This is a genomic window from Pseudomonas sp. ASL4, from assembly GCF_056680395.1.
In genome coordinates this window covers 5,871,926-5,890,450 of record NZ_CM155280.1, presented here as the reverse complement: position 1 = coordinate 5,890,450, position 18,525 = coordinate 5,871,926, and the positions used below count along the sequence as shown (strand labels likewise).

Sequence of the window (18,525 nt, the reverse complement as noted above, 5' to 3'; positions counted from 1 at the left end):
GGTGGTTTATCGGCCATTGGCGGTTACCAGAACCGTAGCAGAGGTCTACCATAGCCGCCCGGAAGTGTTTACACGCGCTGCCGGCCATTCGCCGAAAAGGTAAGCGCCATGAACCATCCCGCATTCTTCACAGCACCTCGACTTAATGAGGTGTTCGCATGAGCATCGCTCAGATCAGCCTGCCCAAAGGGGTTGGCCCGCACGCCGAGAAACTGTTCGACGCCATCACTCAGGCCAGCACCGCCGACGAATTGAACCGCGCCGGTGGCAAGGCTGAAGGGTTCGTCCTTGGCCTGGAAAGCACCAAGGCCATCAAAAGCCAGGTCGCTGAGTCGCTTTACGTGGCCTATGACGACGCCGCCAGCCAGCGCGCGACCGAACTGGCCTAACCGCCGAAGGTGAAGGTGCCGAGCATCAGCTTGGCATACAGCATCGTTGCGCCCAATTGCACCAGCCATAAGGCCAGGCCGCCGAGAAACACACCGGCAGCCACTTGCAGCACCAGGCTGTTACCGCGTTTGGCCGGGGTGGTGCGGGGCACGAAGTGGTCCAGTTCGTCCCGGTCAGCGCGTAGGTCATCGTTTTTCATGTGGGTTCTCGTAGAATTCCAGGGTGTACACAAAACCTGTGGGAGCGGGTTTGTGTGGCGAGGGGGCTTGCCCCCGTTCGGCTGCGAAGCAGTCGTAAACCATGGCATGCGGAGTACCTGATACTCCACTGTTGCAGGTTTTGGGGCCGCTTCGCGACCCAACGGGGGCAAGCCCCCTCACCACACAAGCTCGCTCCCACATTTGATCTGTGTGCAGTTTAGAGCGCTCGGTCGCCGGGTTGAGAATTTTCTGACACAAATAAAAAACGGGAAGCCCAAGGGCTTCCCGTTTTTCGTACCGCGTGAGACTCAGATCACCGCAACGATGGACTTCGTCACCACGTCGATATTGTTCTGGTTCAGCGCGGCCACGCAGATGCGGCCGGTGTCCAGAGCGTAGATGCCGAACTCGTTGCGCAGGCGGGTGACTTGCTCAACCGTCAGGCCGGAGTAGGAAAACATGCCGCGTTGACGACCGACAAAGCTGAAATCGCGCTGCGGAGCTTGCTTCGCCAGTTGCTCAACCATCTGGATGCGCATGCCGCGAATCCGCAGGCGCATTTCGGCCAGTTCCTCTTCCCACTGCGCGCGCAGTTCCGGGCTGTTCAGCACAGCGGCGACGATGCTTGCACCGTGGGTCGGCGGGTTGGAGTAGTTGGTGCGGATCACGCGTTTGACTTGCGACAGCACGCGCGCGCTTTCTTCTTTCGATTCGCTGACGATCGACAGGGCGCCAACGCGCTCGCCGTACAGCGAGAACGATTTGGAGAACGAGCTGGACACGAAGAAGGTCAGGCCCGACTCAGCGAACAGGCGCACAGCGGCGGCGTCTTCGTGGATGCCATCGCCAAAGCCCTGGTAGGCCATGTCGAGGAACGGCACGTGACCTTTGGCTTTCACCACGTCCAGAACGTTGTTCCAGTCGGCGGGGCTCAGGTCAACGCCGGTCGGGTTGTGGCAGCAAGCGTGCAACACAATGATCGAGCCGGACGGCAGGGCGTTCAGGTCTTCGAGCAGGCCGGTACGGTTAACGTCATGGGTCGCGGCGTCGTAGTAGCGGTAGTTCTGCACCGGGAAACCGGCGGTTTCGAACAGCGCGCGGTGGTTTTCCCAGCTCGGGTCGCTGATTGCCACAACGGCGTTCGGCAGCAGTTGTTTGAGGAAGTCGGCACCGATTTTCAGTGCGCCCGTGCCGCCAACGGCTTGGGTGGTGATGACACGGCCGGCAGCGATCAGTGGCGAGTCATTGCCAAACAGCAGTTTCTGCACAGCCTGGTCGTAGGCCGCGATGCCGTCGATTGGCAAGTAGCCACGGGAAGCGTGTTGAGCGGCGCGAATCGTCTCGGCTTCGACAACGGCGCGCAGGAGTGGAATTCGCCCCTCCTCGTTGCAATAAACACCGACCCCCAAGTTGACCTTGTCGGTTCGGGAATCGGCGTTGAATGCTTCGTTGAGGCCCAGGATTGGATCGCGTGGTGCCATTTCGACAGCGGAGAACAGGCTCATTTTTGCGGCGGCTCTGAATGGAGTGTGGAGGGACGTGTCGCGCTCCAGCCGAATGCACTAGAGCGGTGCACAAACGGGGAGCTAGTATAGAGGCCATCTGCGATTGCTGGCGACAGACGATTCGGCTTTTTGGTTAAGTTTTTTCGATTATTTTTCGACCGTTAGTCGAATGGCATCGTCAAAGACTTCGAGGGATGTAGGACGTTTGCCTTGAAAGCGAGGGCAATCGGCTCCACATTGAGCACAATCCAGTTTTTTCCTCGGGCGACGTGAGTCGTTTGCGGCCTTTCTCGCTCCTGTCGGTTTGACCGGGCTGGCGCGAAACCCTGCTCCGAGAACCCAGAGGTACTTCATGTCTGAATTCCAGCTAGTCACCCGCTTCGAGCCTGCCGGCGATCAGCCGGAAGCCATCCGCCTGATGGTCGAGGGCATCGAGGCCGGGCTGGCGCACCAGACGTTGCTCGGTGTGACCGGCTCGGGCAAGACCTTCAGCATCGCCAACGTGATCGCCCAGGTGCAGCGGCCGACCCTGGTGCTGGCGCCGAACAAAACCCTGGCCGCGCAGTTGTACGGCGAGTTCAAGGCGTTCTTCCCGAACAACGCCGTCGAGTACTTCGTTTCCTACTACGACTACTACCAGCCCGAAGCCTACGTGCCGTCGTCGGACACCTTCATCGAGAAGGATGCCTCGATCAACGACCACATCGAGCAAATGCGGCTCTCGGCGACCAAAGCGCTGTTGGAGCGCAAGGACGCGATCATCGTCACCACGGTGTCGTGCATCTACGGTCTGGGCAGCCCGGAAACCTATCTGAAAATGGTGTTGCACGTGGATCGTGGCGATAAGCTCGATCAGCGTGCGTTGCTGCGTCGTCTGGCGGACCTGCAATACACCCGCAATGACATGGATTTCGCCCGGGCGACCTTCCGGGTGCGCGGTGATGTGATCGACATCCACCCGGCGGAATCCGACTTTGAAGCGATCCGCATTGAGTTGTTCGACGATGAAGTCGAAAAGATTTCCGCCTTCGACCCGTTGACCGGCGAAGTCACCCGCCAGTTGCCGCGTTTCACCTTCTACCCGAAAAGCCACTACGTGACGCCACGGGAAACCCTGCTCGGCGCCATCGAAGGGATCAAGGTCGAGCTTCAAGAGCGTCTGGACTACCTGCGCAGCAACAACAAATTGGTGGAGGCTCAGCGCCTCGAGCAGCGCACCCGTTTTGACCTGGAGATGATTCTCGAGCTGGGTTACTGCAACGGCATCGAAAACTACTCGCGCTACCTGTCGGGCCGTGCCTCCGGCGAGGCGCCGCCGACCTTGTTCGACTACCTGCCGGCCGACGCCTTGCTGGTGATCGACGAATCTCACGTCAGCGTGCCGCAGGTCGGCGCCATGTATAAGGGCGACCGCTCCCGTAAAGAGACACTGGTGGAATATGGTTTCCGCCTGCCGTCAGCGCTGGATAACCGGCCGATGCGTTTCGATGAATTCGAAAACATCAGCCCGCAGACGATTTTCGTCTCGGCGACGCCGGGTAACTACGAGGCCGAACATGCCGGTCGCGTGGTCGAGCAACTAGTGCGCCCGACGGGTCTGGTGGACCCGCAAATCGAAATCCGTCCGGCGCTGACCCAGGTCGACGATTTGCTCTCGGAAATCGGCAAGCGCGTGGCTCTGGAAGAGCGGGTGCTGGTCACCACGCTGACCAAGCGCATGTCCGAAGACTTGACCGATTACCTGGCCGACCACGGCGTGCGAGTGCGCTACCTGCACTCGGACATCGACACCGTCGAACGGGTCGAAATCATCCGCGACTTGCGCCTTGGCACCTTCGACGTGCTGGTCGGGATCAACTTGCTGCGTGAAGGCCTGGACATGCCGGAAGTGTCGCTGGTGGCGATTCTCGATGCCGACAAGGAAGGCTTCCTGCGTTCCGAGCGCTCGCTGATCCAGACCATTGGCCGGGCGGCGCGCAACCTCAATGGTCGGGCGATTCTGTACGCCGACCGGATTACCGGTTCGATGGAACGGGCAATCGGCGAGACCGAGCGCCGACGCGACAAGCAAATTGCCTTCAACCTCGCCAACGGCATCACGCCCAAAGGCGTGTTCAAGGACGTCGCCGACATCATGGAAGGCGCCGTCGTACCAGGCTCGCGCAGCAAGAAGCGCAAAGGCATGGCCAAGGCTGCTGAGGAAAGCGCCAAGTACGAAGCGGAATTGCGTTCGCCGGGCGAGATCGCCAAGCGCATCAAGGCGCTGGAAGAGAAGATGTACCAGCTCGCCCGCGATCTGGAATTCGAAGCGGCGGCGCAGATGCGCGACGAGATTGGCAAGCTGCGGGATCGGTTGATCGCCGTCTGATATTTGCGACGTTAGTTATGGCCTCTTCGCGGGCAAGCCTCGCTCCTACAGGATCACATTGAACCCTGTAGGAGCGAGGCTTGCCCGCGAAGGCGTTCGAAAGAACACCTCAACAATATGCTAGTGCGCCTCACCAGCCTTCAACCCCGCCGGCAACGCCTTGGTCAGCAACACCGCAAGCATGCTGATCCCCAGCGCAATCCCGACAAAGTGAAACGCATCGTTGTAGGCCATGATCGACGCTTGCTGGTGCACGATTTCGCTCATCTTGCCCAGCGCCGCCGTGTCGCTGCCAAACCGGTCTGCCATCGATGCCATACGCTCGGCGACCTGCGGGTTGCTCGGCACAATCGACTCGCGCAAATAATCAAAGTAGGTCTTGGTCCGCGCATCCAGCAAGGTCGCGAGGAGGGCGATGCCAATCGCGCCGCCGAGGTTACGCAGGATGTTGAACAGGCTCGACGCCGACCCCGCGTCCTGGGGCAGGATGTACGCCGTGGCGATCAACGAGATGGTCACCATGATCAGCGGCTGGCCCAGTGCGCGGATGATCTGGATCTGATTGAACTGCGGCCCGGCAAAGTCCGGGTTCAGCACGCCTGATGAAAAACTCGCCAGCCCGAACAGCCCGAAACCGAGCGTGCACAGCCACTTCGGCGAGATGAACTTCATCAGCTTCGGTACCAGCGGAATCAGGAACAACTGCGGCACGCCCATCCACATGATCACTTCGCCGATCTGCAGGGCGTTGTAGTTCTGGATCTGCGCCAGGTACAGCGGCAATAGATAAATCGAGCCGTACAACCCGACCCCCATTCCCAGGCTGGAAATACTCGATAAACCAAAGTTGCGATTGCCCAGGATGCGCAGGTTGATCAGCGGGTTGGGCTTGGAAAATTGCACGATGACAAAGGTGATCAGGCTGAACAGCGCGATGCTGCCCAGAGTCACGATCAGGCTCGATTCCAGCCAGTCCTTGCGGTGGCCTTCCTCCAGAAATACCTGCAAACAGCCCAGCCCGACGCCGAGGGTGAGGATGCCCATATAGTCGGTGCTTTTAAGCAGTTCCCAGTGGGATTCCTTCTTCTCCAGGCCATACATCAGGCCGGCGATCATGATCAGGCCTGGTGGGATGTTGATGTAGAAGATGTACTGCCAGCCCCAGTTTTCCGTCAGCCAGCCACCGATAGTCGGGCCGATGGAGGGCGCAAAAGTGGCGGTCATGGCAAACATCGCCATGCCTTTGGCGCGGTGGTGTTCCGGGAGTTTGATCAGCGTCAGGGTGAACGCCAGCGGGATCAGCGCGCCGCCGGTGAAGCCCTGCAAGGCGCGGAACACGATCATGCTCTCCAGGCTCCAGGCCATCGAGCAAAGCAAGGAAGCGCCGAGAAATCCGAGCGACACCCACACCGCCAACCGTCGCGCCGAGAGCAACTGCACCAGCCATGCGGTCAGCGGGATCATGATGATTTCCGCCACCAGGTAGGAGGTGGAAATCCACGAGCCTTCCTCCAGGGTCGCCGACAGCGCGCCTTGAATGTCCTTGAGCGATGAGTTGGTGATCTGGATGTCGAGCACGGCCATGAAGGCGCCGAGCATCACGCTCATCACCGCAATCCAGTCCCGCCGGGTCGGCTCGCCGGCCGGGCGGAGCAGTTGATCACCGGCCATCGTCAGGGGCGTCTTTGATGTTCACTTTGACGGTGACCGACATGCCCGGGCGGATCTTGCCGTGCAGCGGGTTGTCCGCGGCGAAGGTCAATTTGACCGGAATTCGTTGTACGACTTTGGTGAAGTTGCCCGTGGCATTGTCCGGCGGCAACAAGCTGAACTGTGCGCCAGAAGCGGCGAACAGGCTGTCGACCCGCGCCTGGATCGGCGTATCGCCGTAGGCATCGAAGGTCAGCTCGGCTTTTTGGCCGGGCTGCATATGGCCGATCTGGGTTTCCTTGAAGTTGGCCTGAATCCAGATGTCCTGATCCGGGACGATCGACAGCAAATAAGCGCCAGCCTGCACATATTGGCCATTGCGTGCGGCGCGCTGGCCGATCAAGCCGCTGATCGGTGCGTGGATTTCGCTGCGGGTCAGGTTCAGTTGCGATTGGGCCAGGTCGGTTTTGGCGTTGGCGATCATCGCATCGAGGCGTTTGATCTCGGCGCTCAGGGCGTTGACCTGCTGGCGCTGACTTTGCGCGTCGGCCTGGGCCTTGGTCACTTGCGAGCGGGCGATGTGGTTGTCGGCGGAGAGGGTGGTCACCCGTTCTTCCGAAACATAGCCGGGTTTGCGCAGGGTCTGGGCGCGGGACAGGTCGATTTGCGAGCGACCAAGGCTGGCCTGGCTGGAAGCGACTTGCGCATCGCTGGCGGCAATCAGGCTGGCTTGCTGGGTCAGTTTGCTCTGGGCTTGCACGCGCTCGGCTTCGCGCATGGCGAGGGCGGCGTTGGCGCGGTCGACGGCGAGGTGGAAGTCATCGCCTTCGAGTTTGACCAGCAACTGGCCCTTTTCGACGTGCTGGTTGTCCTGCACTAATACTTCATCGATGCGTGCGCCCAACTGACTGGAGACACGGGTGATCTCGCCCTGGACATAGGCATTGTCGGTGCTTTCATAAAAGCGTCCCTTGAGAAACCAATGCGCAAAGAAGCCACCAGCAATCAGCAGGACAATCAACAGAAAAATAAACAGGCGACGCTTGAGTTGGGCAGGCATGGGGCAAACTGTAGTCGAGAAGTGTAAGGAAAGTTATCAGCAGGCGAATCTGGCATACAGCCGATAAACGGTAAATGCCATTGGCTGATATTCGGCCATTCACCGCGGCATACGGGCGTTGTAGACGCAACCTTGGCTTAAATGCCCTGCTGACTGGAGCCGGGCGGGTATCGCCTGTTACCATTCGCCCTTTGTTTGATCTTCATTTCGAGACTTGCCATGACCACCGTCCGCACGCGCATCGCGCCATCGCCTACCGGGGACCCCCACGTAGGTACCGCTTACATCGCATTGTTCAACTACTGCTTTGCCAAGCAGCATGGCGGTGAGTTCATCCTGCGGATCGAAGACACCGACCAATTGCGTTCGACCCGCGAGTCCGAACAGCAGATCTTCGACGCCCTGCGCTGGTTGGGTATCGACTGGAGCGAAGGCCCGGACGTCGGCGGCCCACACGGTCCATACCGTCAGAGCGAGCGCGGCGAGATCTATCAGAAGTACTGCCAGCAACTGGTTGAAATGGGCCACGCCTTCCCGTGCTTCTGCACCGCCGAAGAACTGGACCAAATGCGCGCCGAGCAAATGGCCCGTGGCGAAACCCCGCGTTACGACGGCCGTGCACTGTTGTTGTCGGCGGAAGAAGTCGCCCGTCGCCTGGCCGCCGGCGAGCCGCATGTGATCCGCATGAAAGTGCCGAGCGAAGGCGTTTGCGTGGTGCCGGACATGCTCCGTGGCGACGTCGAGATCCCGTGGGATCGCATGGACATGCAAGTGCTGATGAAGACCGACGGCCTGCCGACGTACTTCCTGGCCAACGTGGTCGACGACCACTTGATGGGCATCACCCACGTGCTGCGCGGCGAAGAATGGCTGCCCTCGGCGCCGAAACTGATCTTGCTGTACGAGTACTTCGGCTGGGAACAACCGGAACTGTGCTACATGCCGCTGCTGCGTAACCCGGACAAGAGCAAGCTGTCCAAACGCAAGAACCCGACCTCGGTGACGTTCTACGAGCGCATGGGCTTCATGCCGGAAGCGATGCTCAACTACCTGGGTCGCATGGGCTGGTCGATGCCGGACGAGCGCGAGAAGTTCTCGCTGCAGGAAATGGTCGACAACTTTGACCTGAGCCGCGTCTCGCTCGGCGGCCCGATCTTCGACGTCGAGAAACTGTCGTGGCTGAACGGCCAGTGGCTGCGGGACTTGCCGGTGGAAGAATTTGCCAGCCGCTTGCAGACCTGGGCGCTGAACCCGGAATACATGATGAAGATCGCACCGCACGTGCAGGGCCGGGTTGAAACCTTCAGCCAGGTTGCGCCGTTGGCCGGGTTCTTCTTCGCGGGTGGCGTGAACCCGGACGCCAAGCTGTTCGAATCCAAGAAGCTCTCGGGCGATCAGGTTCGTCAGTTGATGCAATTGATTCTGTGGAAGCTCGAAAGCCTGCGTCAGTGGGAAAAGGACAGCATCACCGCGACGATTCAAGCGGTGGTCGAGTCCCTGGAGCTGAAGCTGCGTGACGCCATGCCACTGATGTTCGCTGCGATTACTGGCCAGGCCAGTTCGGTGTCGGTGCTTGATGCGATGGAAATCCTCGGCCCGGACCTGACGCGTTTCCGTCTGCGCCAGGCCATCGACTTGCTCGGTGGCGTGTCGAAGAAGGAAAACAAGGAGTGGGAAAAACTGCTGGGCAATATCGCCTCGTAGGAGCTGCCGAAGGCTGCGATCTTTTGATCTTCTTCTTCGGCACTTCGCAAAAGATCGCAGGCTTCGCCAGGTTCCATGGGCCTGCGTTCTTTCCCAAGGCCCCGGTTTTTCGGGGGAAGGGCGGTAAGTGATTGTTATGTCGGCAAAAAACTTTGAAATATTTTAAAAATAAGTTTGACAGGCTTTCGATGCGCCATTAAGATTCGCCCCGTCCTCAGCGATGAGGGGCTATAGCTCAGCTGGGAGAGCGCTTGCATGGCATGCAAGAGGTCAACGGTTCGATCCCGTTTAGCTCCACCAATTTACACTTCAAGGTCTGGCCACACCGGCTTTGAAGCGATCAACACTCAGTGTTGATCTGTTGTATAGAAGGGTTTGCGTCCCCTTCGTCTAGTGGCCTAGGACACCGCCCTTTCACGGCGGTAACAGGGGTTCGAGTCCCCTAGGGGACGCCAGTTTTACAGAAGTAGTGTCGCAAGATGCCGCTCCGCCGCCAGGCGATAAATCGGGGCTATAGCTCAGCTGGGAGAGCGCTTGCATGGCATGCAAGAGGTCAACGGTTCGATCCCGTTTAGCTCCACCAATTTTACAGTTCAAGGTCTGGCCACACCGGCCTTGAATCGATCAGCACTCAGCGCTGGTCAGTTGTATAGAAGGTTTGTGTCCCCTTCGTCTAGTGGCCTAGGACACCGCCCTTTCACGGCGGTAACAGGGGTTCGAGTCCCCTAGGGGACGCCACGATTACCCGCTTTGCGGGATTTATAAGGGTCATTCAATTATTGAATGGCCCTTTTGTTTGTCTGGCGTTTGGCCAATTCTCCTTTTTCTTCAAAACTGTTCTTCAGACCAGCGGTCACACCCATGACTTGCGCAAAATTATTATGCGAATAATATTCTAGTCGTAATATTCGGAGGCAACGATGAACGATAAAAAAGCTCAAACCCGCGAACGCATCCTCAAGGCTGCCAGCGCTGCGCTGATCCAGCGTGGCCCGGCCGAGCCGAGTGTGGGCGAAGTGATGGGTGCGGCCGGTCTGACGGTCGGCGGCTTCTACGCGCACTTTGAAAGCAAGGACGCGCTGATGCTGGAAGCGTTCAAGCAACTGCTCGGCCAGCGCCGAGGCTTGATCGCCGACATGGACGCCGAGTTGACCGGCGAAGAGCGTCGCGCCTTGGTCGCTGCGTTCTACCTGTCGCGTAAACACCGCGATTCCACCGAGCACGCGTGCCCGATCCCGGCTTCAGTCGGTGAGCTGGGACGTCTGCCGGATGAGTTCCGTGTGGCGTTGAATGAACACGTGGAAATGATGGTCGCGCAGTTGGCGGCCAGCCCGGAAGACACCGATAAAGCCCTGGCTGACATGGCCTTGATGGTCGGTGGTTTGGCTCTGGCGCGGGCGCTGGGGCCAGGTGAGTTGTCCGATCGACTGCTGCGCGCCGCCAAATCAGCGGTGCTATGACCTGAAGGCAAAAGCCTGAGGAGTGGAGCGATGAGCACGTTAAAGTGGGTTCGTGGCGTTAATGGCACCTTAGGCTGGTTCGCACCAAAACTGGTCGCAAGCAAAATGCGACTGGCGTTCATGACACCGCGCACATTTGCGCCCCGTGACTGGGAGTTGCCGCTGCTGGCGAAATCCGAGCGGATCACCTTGCGGTTCGGCCTCTCGGCTTTGCGCTGGGGGCAGGGCCCGGCGGTCTTGTTGATGCACGGTTGGGAAGGGCGGCCCACCCAATTCGCCAGCCTGATCACCGCGCTTGTGGAAGCTGGCTACACCGTGGTGGCGCTGGACGGTCCGGCCCACGGTCGCTCCCCAGGTCGCGAAGCCAATGTGGTGCTGTTCGCCCGGGCCATGCTCGAAGCGGCCGCTGAGTTGCCGCCTCTGCAAGCGGTCATCGGCCACTCCATGGGCGGCGCCAGTGCGATGCTCGCGGTGCAATTGGGTTTGCGCACCGAGACCCTGGTGACGATTGCCGCTCCGGCACGGATTCTAGGTGTATTGCGTGGTTTCGCCCGCTATGTACGACTACCACCGAAAGCCCGCTCGGCGTTCATTCGCCAAGTCGAGAAAGACGTCGGCATGCGCGCCGCCACCCTGGATGTCGCGCACTATCAACTCGATATGCCGGGGTTGATCGTCCACGCCGAAGACGATTGCTTTGTGTCCGCCAAGGAAGCCCAACTGATCCACGAAGCCTGGTTCGACAGTCGCCTGTTGCGCCTGGAGGAGGGTGGTCATCAGCGCGTGCTGGCGGACCCTCGGGTGATTGATGGGGTGCTATCACTGCTGGCCGGCCGCAGCCTTCAGGCGCGGCAATTGGCCTGAGCATCCGTTACACTCCCCCGGTCGAATTTATCTGACCGGGAGTGGGGCATGGGCTGGGATCGGGCAACGCCATTTATCATTGATCTGGAAGTCGGCGCCGAGGACATCGACGGGCTGGGCCACGCGAACAACGCGGTGTACGTGACCTGGCTCGAACGCTGTGCCTGGCGCCACTCGCAACGGCTTGGCCTGGACCTGGTCGAGTACCGTCGGCTGGATCGGGCGATGGCCGTGGTGCGCCACGAGATCGATTATCTCGCCGCAGCTTATGAAGGCGACGAGTTGCAATTGGCGACCTGGATCGTCGATTGGGACCAGCGCCTGAAAATGACCCGCCACTTCCAGTTGAAGCGCCCAAGCGACAACACCACGCTGCTGCGTGCCCAAACCACCTTCGTCTGCATCGAACTGTCCACCGGTAAGCCCAAGCGCATGCCTGTGGAATTTATCGAAGGCTACGGCCCGGCGTTGCAAGTCCTGACCTGAGCCAATCCCTGTAGATACCGTCTTGAATCTCACCGAGCAAGCGCAAATTCAGGGTCATATGGCTGGCCCGATTTGAGCACTGCGTAAACGTAATGCAGCAGCTTGCGCATGGCAGCACAGATGATCTGCTTGGGGGCCTTGCCGTTGGCCTTCAGGCGATCTTTCATGGCGATTATTGCTTTGTTGTGTTGCAACGCGACCAAGCCCGGCATGTATAGGCCTGCGCGCAAGCGCGCTGAGCCGATCTTCGAGATCGGGCTGCGGCCCTTGAGGAGCCCTGATTCCTGGAGTTCTGGATTCAGGCCAGCAGCCGCGACAAGTTTTCGAGGGTCGTCGTACTTGCGCAGGTCGCCCAGCTCAGCCAGCAACCGCTCAAGCGTTTTCTCGCCAATGCCGTCGATGGTCACGACCAAGTCGCGCATCTGGCGCATGTCGGGGTCGTCATCGATATGTTTTTTGATCGCCTTGTGGGTTTCAACGATTTCTTTTTCGATGTGGCCAATCACCGAGTTGATCGACTCTTTGACCTTTTCGTCGGACACGTCCAGACGATTACGCTCCATTTGCTCCATCTCTTGAAGGTCATCCAGGCGACGAACCATGGCCTTCAGTTGGCGGAACTTCAGCGGTTCCGGAGCCCAAAGCTTGAGCTTTTCATTTTTTTCTTTAGCGAAGTCGGCGATCAGCTTGGCATCACTCTTGTCGGTTTTGATCCGACGTAACTCGCTGCCCGCATACGCGTGAGTCGTGGCCGGATTCACCACGCAGACCCGATAACCCTTGTTGTAGACGAACTCGGCGAGCTCCAGATGATAGACACTGGTCGCTTCCATCACGATCAGGGTCGAAGGCTCGGCCTGCTTCTGCAACCAAACTTCAAACTCTTTGAAACCCTTGGAATTGTTAGCCAGTTTGGCCTTGGTTTTATGCTTGCCATTTGGCAGATGTGTAGCGATATCAAAGGTGTTTTTAGCGACATCGACGCCGACGAAACTGGACATAACACTCTCCCAATCAGATCAATTGCGATCATCACTGCACTCTGTCCGACCTTGCGAATGCGGGCTCTAGCCAGAGGCGGGCCCAAGATACCGTTCGAACTATACGAGTGAGTGCGGAGGGTTGGAGCACGATCTACGTCACAGGCAAAAAGCCTAAGGAGCTGCACGGCTTCCAGGTCCCTCCCTCGATGATCAGTCGAGAACTATCGCTCCTGACGGAGCAATAGTCGAGATACAAGGAGCTGCCGAAGGCTGCGATCTTTTGATCTTGACCTTCGTCGCAAAGTCAAAAGATCGCAGCCTTCGGCAGCTCCTACCCGGGCTAAACCTGTAAACTGCCGCACGTTTTTCGTTGAGTGTGTTTTCCATGCAAATTGCTTTGGCGCCCATGGAGGGGTTGGTCGACAACATCCTGCGGGACGTGCTCACCCGCGTCGGCGGTATCGATTGGTGTGTAACCGAATTCATTCGGATCAACGATCAACTGCTCACGCCGGCCTATTACCACAAGTTCGGTCCTGAACTGCTGAGCGGTGCGCGAACCGCGTCCGGTGTGCCATTGCGTGTGCAATTGCTTGGCTCCGACCCGGTGTGCCTGGCGGAAAACGCGGCGCTGGCCTGCGAGCTGGGCTCGGAAGTCATCGACCTGAACTTCGGCTGTCCGGCCAAGACCGTCAACAAGTCCCGTGGCGGTGCAGTGCTGCTCAAAGAACCCGAGCTGCTCAACCAAATTGTCGAACACGTCCGTCGTGCCGTGCCCGCACACATCCCGGTCACCGCCAAGATGCGCCTCGGCTTCGATAGCCCGGATGGCGCGCTGGTCTGCGCCACGGCCCTGGCCGAGGGTGGCGCGGCGCACATCGTGGTGCATGCGCGGACCAAGACCGATGGCTACAAACCGCCGGCCCACTGGGAGTGGATTCCACGGGTACAGGACGTGGTCAAGGTGCCGGTGTTCGCCAATGGCGACATCTGGAGCGTCGAAGACTGGCGTCGTTGCCGCGAAATCAGCGGTGTCGAAGACATCATGCTCGGTCGTGGCCTGGTGTCGCGCCCGGACTTGGCCCGGCAAATCGCCGCCGCGCGAGCCGGCGAAGAAGTGGTCGAGATGACCTGGGCCGAGCTACTGCCACTGATCCAGGACTTTTGGCTGCAAGCCAAGGCACAAATGACTCCGCGCCAATCGCCGGGTCGCTTGAAGCAATGGCTGGCAATGTTGACCCGCAACTATCCCGAAGCAGTGGAGCTGTTCACCGTGCTGCGGCGTGAGACCGAACTGGATCATGTCTCGCGTTTGCTGGGTTTGAAAGTCGCGCAAGCGGCCTGAAAAAATCTGCCGATCACATTGATGTACAAGCCTGCCCTGTAGGAGCTGCCGAAGGCTGCGATCTTTTGATCTTCGCGTCGGTCATTGCACTGCAAAACCAAGATCAAAAGATCGCAGCCTTCGGCAGTTCCTACACGGTCTGTGTTACTTCAGGAGTTTTTGAAACGCCTCCACCGGCAACGGTCGACTGTGCAGGAAGCCCTGATACAAATGGCAACCCAATCCCTGCAAAAACTCAAGTTGCTCCGGTGTTTCAACCCCTTCGGCAATCACCTCCAATTCCAGGCTGCGGGCCATGGCGACGATGGCGCGGATGATTTCGGCGTCGTTGGGGTCGGTGGTGGCGTCGCGGACGAATGACTGGTCGATTTTCAGCGTGTCCACCGGCAGGCGCTTGAGGTAAGTCAACGAGGAATAACCGGTGCCGAAGTCGTCCATGGCAAAGCTCACACCGAGTTTTTTCAGGCGACGCATTTTGCTGATGGTGTCTTCCAGGTTCTGGATGACGATGCCTTCGGTGATTTCCAGTTTTAGCAACGAGCAGGGCAGGCCATGGTTGCTGAGACTGCGTTCGATACGTTCGACAAAGTCGTTCTGACGGAATTGCCGCGGGCTGATGTTCACGCACAGGCTGAAGTTGAACGGGTCGATCAGGCCCTTGGCGATCAATTGCTTGAAGGCATCGCAGGCTTCGTCGAGGATCCAGGTGCCGACCTCCAGAATCAGCCCGCTGTCCTCAAGCACCTTGATGAACTCAGTAGGCGATTGCGCGCCCAGTTCCGGGTGGTTCCAGCGCACCAGGGCTTCGGCGCCGATGATGCGGTTGTCCTGAGCGTCGACTTGCGGTTGGTAATGCACGCTGAACTCGCCCCGGGACAGCGCCAGGCGCAGGTCGGTTTCCATGCGCAACCGTTCGCTGGCGGCCTTCTGCATGGTGTTGTGGTACATCTGCGTGGTGTTGCGCCCGGAATCCTTGGCCCGGTAAAGGGCAATGTCGGCGCGCTTGAGCAGGTCAGTTGGGGTCGAGCCGTGGTCGGGAATCAGTGCGATGCCGATGCTCGGCGTGACTTGCAGGCGCTGGCCGTCGAGGAACATCGGTTCCGAGAGCAATTCGCGCAAAGTGTCTGCCAGTTCCCGAACCTGCTCGCTGACTTCGCTGCGCGAACCTTCCAGACCGCTGAGCAACACCACGAACTCGTCACCGCCCAGCCTTGCGACGGTGTCTTCCATGCGCACGCTGGCTTCGAGCCGCGCGGTAATGATCTTCAGCACTGTATCGCCCACCGGGTGACCGAGGGAGTCGTTGATGTGCTTGAAGTGGTCGAGGTCTAGAAACAGCAACGCGCCACGCAGGTTGTGACGTTTGAGCAACGCGATCTGCTGGCTCAGCCGATCCATCAGCAGCGCGCGGTTGGGTAGGTTGGTCAACGGGTCGTGGTAGGCCAGGTGGCGGATCTGCGCTTCGGCGTTTTTTAACAGGCTGACGTCCCGGGCGGTCAGCAGCAGGCAGGCGGTTTCGTTGAGGGTGATCGGTTCGACCGAGACCTCGACGGTCAGCAGATCGCCTCCTTTGTTACGCCCGAGCATCTCCTGGTGGTGCACGCGGCCCTTGATCTGCAACTCGGCCAGCAGCGCCGAACGTTGTTTCTCTTCAGCCCAAATACCCACCTGATACACGGTTTTGCCCAGCACTTCATCGGCGCGATAACCGGTCAGGCGACAGAAACCGTCGTTGACCTCCAGATAGCGCCCGGTATCGCGTTCGGTGATAGTGATGGCGTCGGGGCTGGAGTGGAACGCTTTGGCGAATTTCTCTTCGCTGGCCTTCAGTGCCGCTTCCGAGCGCTGTTGCTGGGTGATGTCGCGCAGGGTGGTAACGATGCACGGGTGGTCGTCGACGCTGATCTGCCGGCTGGAAATCACACAGGTCAGGGACTGCCCGCTCTTGTGCTGGACCTGAATCGCGACGTTGTTCAGGCCTTGTTCGCGAATCACCTGCTCGATCCGTTGCAGGCTTTTCGACGAAGCGTCCCACAGGCCGATCTCATCGGCGCTGTGGCCAATCACGTCGGCGGCGGTCCAGCCGAAGGTCTGGGTGAAGGCGGAGTTGATTTCGATAAATTGTCCGCTTTCCTGGCGCGTCACACAGATCGGGTCCGGGCTGACCTGGAACAGGGTGGCGAATTTCTCCTCCGAGGCCACCAACTGCTGCTCGCGCTCGACCTGATCAGTGATGTCCAGCAAGGTGCCGGCCATGCGCAACGGCAGGCCGTTTTCATCGCGGTAGAGTCGGGCACGGCTTTCCAGGTAGCGCGAGCTGCCGTCGGGTAATTGCACGCGATAGGTCAGTTGATAATTGCCCGCCGGGCCTTCGCGCAGACTGCGGTAGGCGTTGCGCATGCTGTCGCGCTCTTCGCCGGGCACGCCTTCGAAAAATTCATCGAAGGCTTCATGAAAGGGTTTGGCTTCCAGCCCGTGCAGCTGCGCCGCCCGGGCCGAGCCGTAGAGCATGCCGCTGGGAATGTGCCAGTCCCAGGTACCGAGTTGCGCCGAATCCAGAGCCAGGTCGAGGCGCTCCTGGCTGTCCTTGAGCGCATGTTCGGCGGCTTTGCGTTCTGTGGTGTCGAGGAAGGTGCTCAGCAAATAAGGCTGGCCTTCGAGCTCGACCTTTTGCGCACTGAGGATGCCGTCGTGGACCTGGCCATTGCTGGCGCGAAACTGCACTTCCATGCTGATCAGTTCGCCCTTGGCCTTGGTGGCCTTGACCAGAGCGGCCCGTTGCTCGGGATGGACCCAGAGGCCCAGTTCCAGGGTGGTGCGGCCAATAGCACTTTGTACCGGCCAGCCGAACAGGCTTTCAAAATACTGGTTGGCCTCGCTGATCAAGCCGTCTTCCTGGCGGGTCAACAGCACCATGTTCGGACACAGGTGAAACAACGTGGCGAAGCGCTTTTCCGAGCTGCTCAGGGCTTGTTCCCGTTGCCGCTGGTGAGTGATTTCACGGATCACCCCGATCATCCGCGGCCGGCCGTGCTTGTCCGGCAGCAGGCTGCCATTGATCTCGAGCCAGTGCAGGCTGCCGTCGGGCCAGCGGATGCGGTGGTGCATCGCCTGTTCCAGCGGGGCGCCGGCGATGACTGAGTTGAATGCGCGAATGGTTTTAGCCCGGTCCTCCGGTGGCAACAGGTCGAGGTATTCGAGGTCTGCCGGCATGGGTTGCTTGGGATCGAAGCCGAACAGCGCCTGCGTGCCCCGTGACCAACTGATCTGCCCGCGTTCGATGTCCCAATACCAGGCACCCAGATGCGCACCATTGAGCGCGGCCAACAACTGCGGGGCGCTTTCCCAACTCTGCTCCGAGCGCTGCGGGTCAATGGCCTGAATACGCGGCATCGGTGGAATACGGTCAACAGATTTGGGCATTGGCAACAGGCCTTGGGCTGAATGGGGCGTTAGGCACGGGGTTTTACAGCTCTATAGGAGTAGCACAAGTTAGCCGTGGGTCCCTGGCAGATCTATTTGTGCATCCAGCAGGGCCATAAAGGCGCGTGCCGCATTCGAAAGCGTCCTTTCGGTGTGCAGGATATAGCCTAGCTGGCGAGTGAGCTGTATGCCCGGCAAAGGAATGCGCGCCACCTGATCGTCGAGCATGGTGCGTGGCAAAACGCTCCAGGCCAGGCCAATCGAGACCATCATTTTGATGGTTTCCAGATAATTCGTGCTCATGGCGATGTTCGGCGTCAGGCCCTGGGCCTCGAACAAGCGCTGGACGATGTGGTGGGTAAACGTGTTGCCGCCGGGGAACACCGCCGGGTGCAGGGCGATGTCGGCCAGGCTGACGGGGCCATTGCTGATCAGCGAGTGCTCCGGGGCGACCACGAAATCCAGTGGGTCGTCCCACACCGGCATGGCCTTGACCAGTGCATGGGGCTCCGGCGCCAGGGTGATGACCGCCAGTTCGGCACGGCCATGGAGGATTTCTTCGTAGGCCACTTCCGAATCGAGGAACTGAATATCCAGCGCCACCAGTGGGTAACGGCGGGTGAACTCCCTTAATAACGGTGGCAAACGGTGCAGACCGATGTGGTGACTGGTGGCCAGTGTCAGGCGACCGCTCACTTCACCGGTCAGGTTGGTCAAGGCGCGGCGGGTGTCGTCCAGCACGTTGAGAATCTGATAGGCGCGCGGCAGCAGGGCGCGTCCGGCCTCGGTCAGGCCGACTTCACGGCCCAGGCGATCAAACAGGCGCACCTTTAATTGCTGCTCCAGGCCGGCGATGCGCTTGCTGATGGCGGGTTGCGTCAGGTGCAGGCGCTCGCCGGCACCAGAGAAACTCCCGGTCTCGGCAATCGCGATAAAAGCGTTGAGGTTGGCCAGATCCATTGTGGTATTCCAGTTGGTTATCCAAAGCATAAAAAATATGAATTTGAGTTATTTAATGTAACCCCCTAGGATCGACCTCACAAGCCAAGGGGTTATTGAATTGCTCAAAACCCACGGCATAGAGACA

Annotated in this window: 14 protein-coding genes and 4 tRNA genes; 11 read left to right on the top strand and 7 right to left on the bottom strand. The window is 59.5% G+C overall.

What is annotated here, in order from left to right; translation table 11 throughout:
- Positions 1–158 precede the first annotated feature (158 nt).
- Positions 159–389: a hypothetical protein gene (locus AC1MEW_RS26935; RefSeq protein ID WP_008007186.1), complete on the top strand. Its 231-nt coding sequence runs from the start codon at positions 159–161 to the stop codon at positions 387–389.
- Here the strand turns inward: AC1MEW_RS26935 and AC1MEW_RS26930 are convergent.
- Together AC1MEW_RS26930 and AC1MEW_RS26925 are read right to left on the bottom strand one after the other, a co-directional pair.
- Positions 386–589 (bottom strand): hypothetical protein, encoded by a 204-nt coding sequence (locus AC1MEW_RS26930; protein WP_201202254.1) that lies wholly within the window; start codon positions 587–589, stop codon positions 386–388. The genes AC1MEW_RS26935 and AC1MEW_RS26930 overlap by 4 nt on opposite strands.
- Before the next feature lie 309 nt (positions 590–898).
- Positions 899–2,095: an amino acid aminotransferase gene (locus AC1MEW_RS26925; RefSeq protein ID WP_201202256.1), complete on the bottom strand. Its 1,197-nt coding sequence runs from the start codon at positions 2,093–2,095 to the stop codon at positions 899–901.
- A 352-nt stretch (positions 2,096–2,447) separates the two neighbouring features.
- Here AC1MEW_RS26925 and uvrB point away from each other — a divergent pair, with 352 nt between their 5' ends.
- On the top strand, positions 2,448–4,463 hold the full coding sequence (gene uvrB / locus AC1MEW_RS26920; RefSeq protein ID WP_201202258.1) for an excinuclease ABC subunit UvrB: 2,016 nt from the start codon (positions 2,448–2,450) through the stop codon (positions 4,461–4,463).
- Between the two features lie 120 nt (positions 4,464–4,583).
- Here the strand turns inward: uvrB and AC1MEW_RS26915 are convergent, their stop codons facing one another.
- Together AC1MEW_RS26915 and AC1MEW_RS26910 are read right to left on the bottom strand one after the other, a co-directional pair.
- The gene (locus AC1MEW_RS26915; RefSeq protein WP_207202562.1) at positions 4,584–6,134 is read right to left on the bottom strand and encodes an MDR family MFS transporter; all 1,551 of its coding nucleotides are present in this window, start codon (positions 6,132–6,134) and stop codon (positions 4,584–4,586) included.
- Positions 6,124–7,173 (bottom strand): HlyD family secretion protein, encoded by a 1,050-nt coding sequence (locus AC1MEW_RS26910; RefSeq protein WP_480424260.1) that lies wholly within the window; start codon positions 7,171–7,173, stop codon positions 6,124–6,126. Before AC1MEW_RS26910 ends, AC1MEW_RS26915 begins: the two co-directional genes overlap by 11 nt.
- A 219-nt stretch (positions 7,174–7,392) precedes the next feature.
- Between AC1MEW_RS26910 and gltX the strand changes: the two genes are divergently transcribed.
- From gltX to AC1MEW_RS26870, 8 genes are all read left to right on the top strand, one after another.
- Positions 7,393–8,877: a glutamate--tRNA ligase gene (gltX, locus tag AC1MEW_RS26905; RefSeq protein ID WP_201202262.1), complete on the top strand. Its 1,485-nt coding sequence runs from the start codon at positions 7,393–7,395 to the stop codon at positions 8,875–8,877.
- Between the two features lie 224 nt (positions 8,878–9,101).
- Positions 9,102–9,177: transfer RNA gene (locus AC1MEW_RS26900), tRNA-Ala, on the top strand.
- Positions 9,178–9,256: 79 nt separating this feature from the next.
- Positions 9,257–9,332 (top strand) — tRNA-Glu (locus AC1MEW_RS26895).
- 52 nt (positions 9,333–9,384) lie between these two features.
- Positions 9,385–9,460, top strand: a tRNA-Ala gene (locus tag AC1MEW_RS26890).
- Positions 9,461–9,539: 79 nt separating this feature from the next.
- Positions 9,540–9,615: transfer RNA gene (locus tag AC1MEW_RS26885), tRNA-Glu, on the top strand.
- Between the two features lie 182 nt (positions 9,616–9,797).
- On the top strand, positions 9,798–10,337 hold the full coding sequence (locus tag AC1MEW_RS26880) for a TetR/AcrR family transcriptional regulator (protein ID WP_201202264.1): 540 nt from the start codon (positions 9,798–9,800) through the stop codon (positions 10,335–10,337).
- Between the two features lie 30 nt (positions 10,338–10,367).
- The gene (locus AC1MEW_RS26875; protein ID WP_201202266.1) at positions 10,368–11,201 is read left to right on the top strand and encodes an alpha/beta fold hydrolase; all 834 of its coding nucleotides are present in this window, start codon (positions 10,368–10,370) and stop codon (positions 11,199–11,201) included.
- A 48-nt stretch (positions 11,202–11,249) separates the two neighbouring features.
- A complete protein-coding gene (locus AC1MEW_RS26870) occupies positions 11,250–11,687 on the top strand; it encodes an acyl-CoA thioesterase (protein ID WP_201202268.1) in 438 nt (145 codons plus the stop codon).
- A 29-nt stretch (positions 11,688–11,716) separates the two neighbouring features.
- Here the strand turns inward: AC1MEW_RS26870 and AC1MEW_RS26865 are convergent, their stop codons facing one another.
- The gene (locus tag AC1MEW_RS26865; protein WP_480423023.1) at positions 11,717–12,688 is read right to left on the bottom strand and encodes an IS110 family RNA-guided transposase; all 972 of its coding nucleotides are present in this window, start codon (positions 12,686–12,688) and stop codon (positions 11,717–11,719) included.
- A gap of 367 nt (positions 12,689–13,055) precedes the next feature.
- Between AC1MEW_RS26865 and AC1MEW_RS26860 the strand changes: the two genes are divergently transcribed.
- Complete coding sequence (locus AC1MEW_RS26860; protein ID WP_322267899.1) at positions 13,056–14,015, top strand: tRNA dihydrouridine synthase; 960 nt, start codon at positions 13,056–13,058, stop codon at positions 14,013–14,015.
- Positions 14,016–14,159: 144 nt separating this feature from the next.
- Here the strand turns inward: AC1MEW_RS26860 and AC1MEW_RS26855 are convergent, their stop codons facing one another.
- Positions 14,160–17,438 (bottom strand): sensor domain-containing protein, encoded by a 3,279-nt coding sequence (locus AC1MEW_RS26855; RefSeq protein WP_201255493.1) that lies wholly within the window; start codon positions 17,436–17,438, stop codon positions 14,160–14,162.
- A gap of 69 nt (positions 17,439–17,507) precedes the next feature.
- Positions 17,508–18,398, bottom strand: coding sequence for a LysR family transcriptional regulator (locus AC1MEW_RS26850; protein ID WP_201202278.1), 891 nt, complete (start codon positions 18,396–18,398; stop codon positions 17,508–17,510).
- Positions 18,399–18,525: the final 127 nt, after the last annotated feature.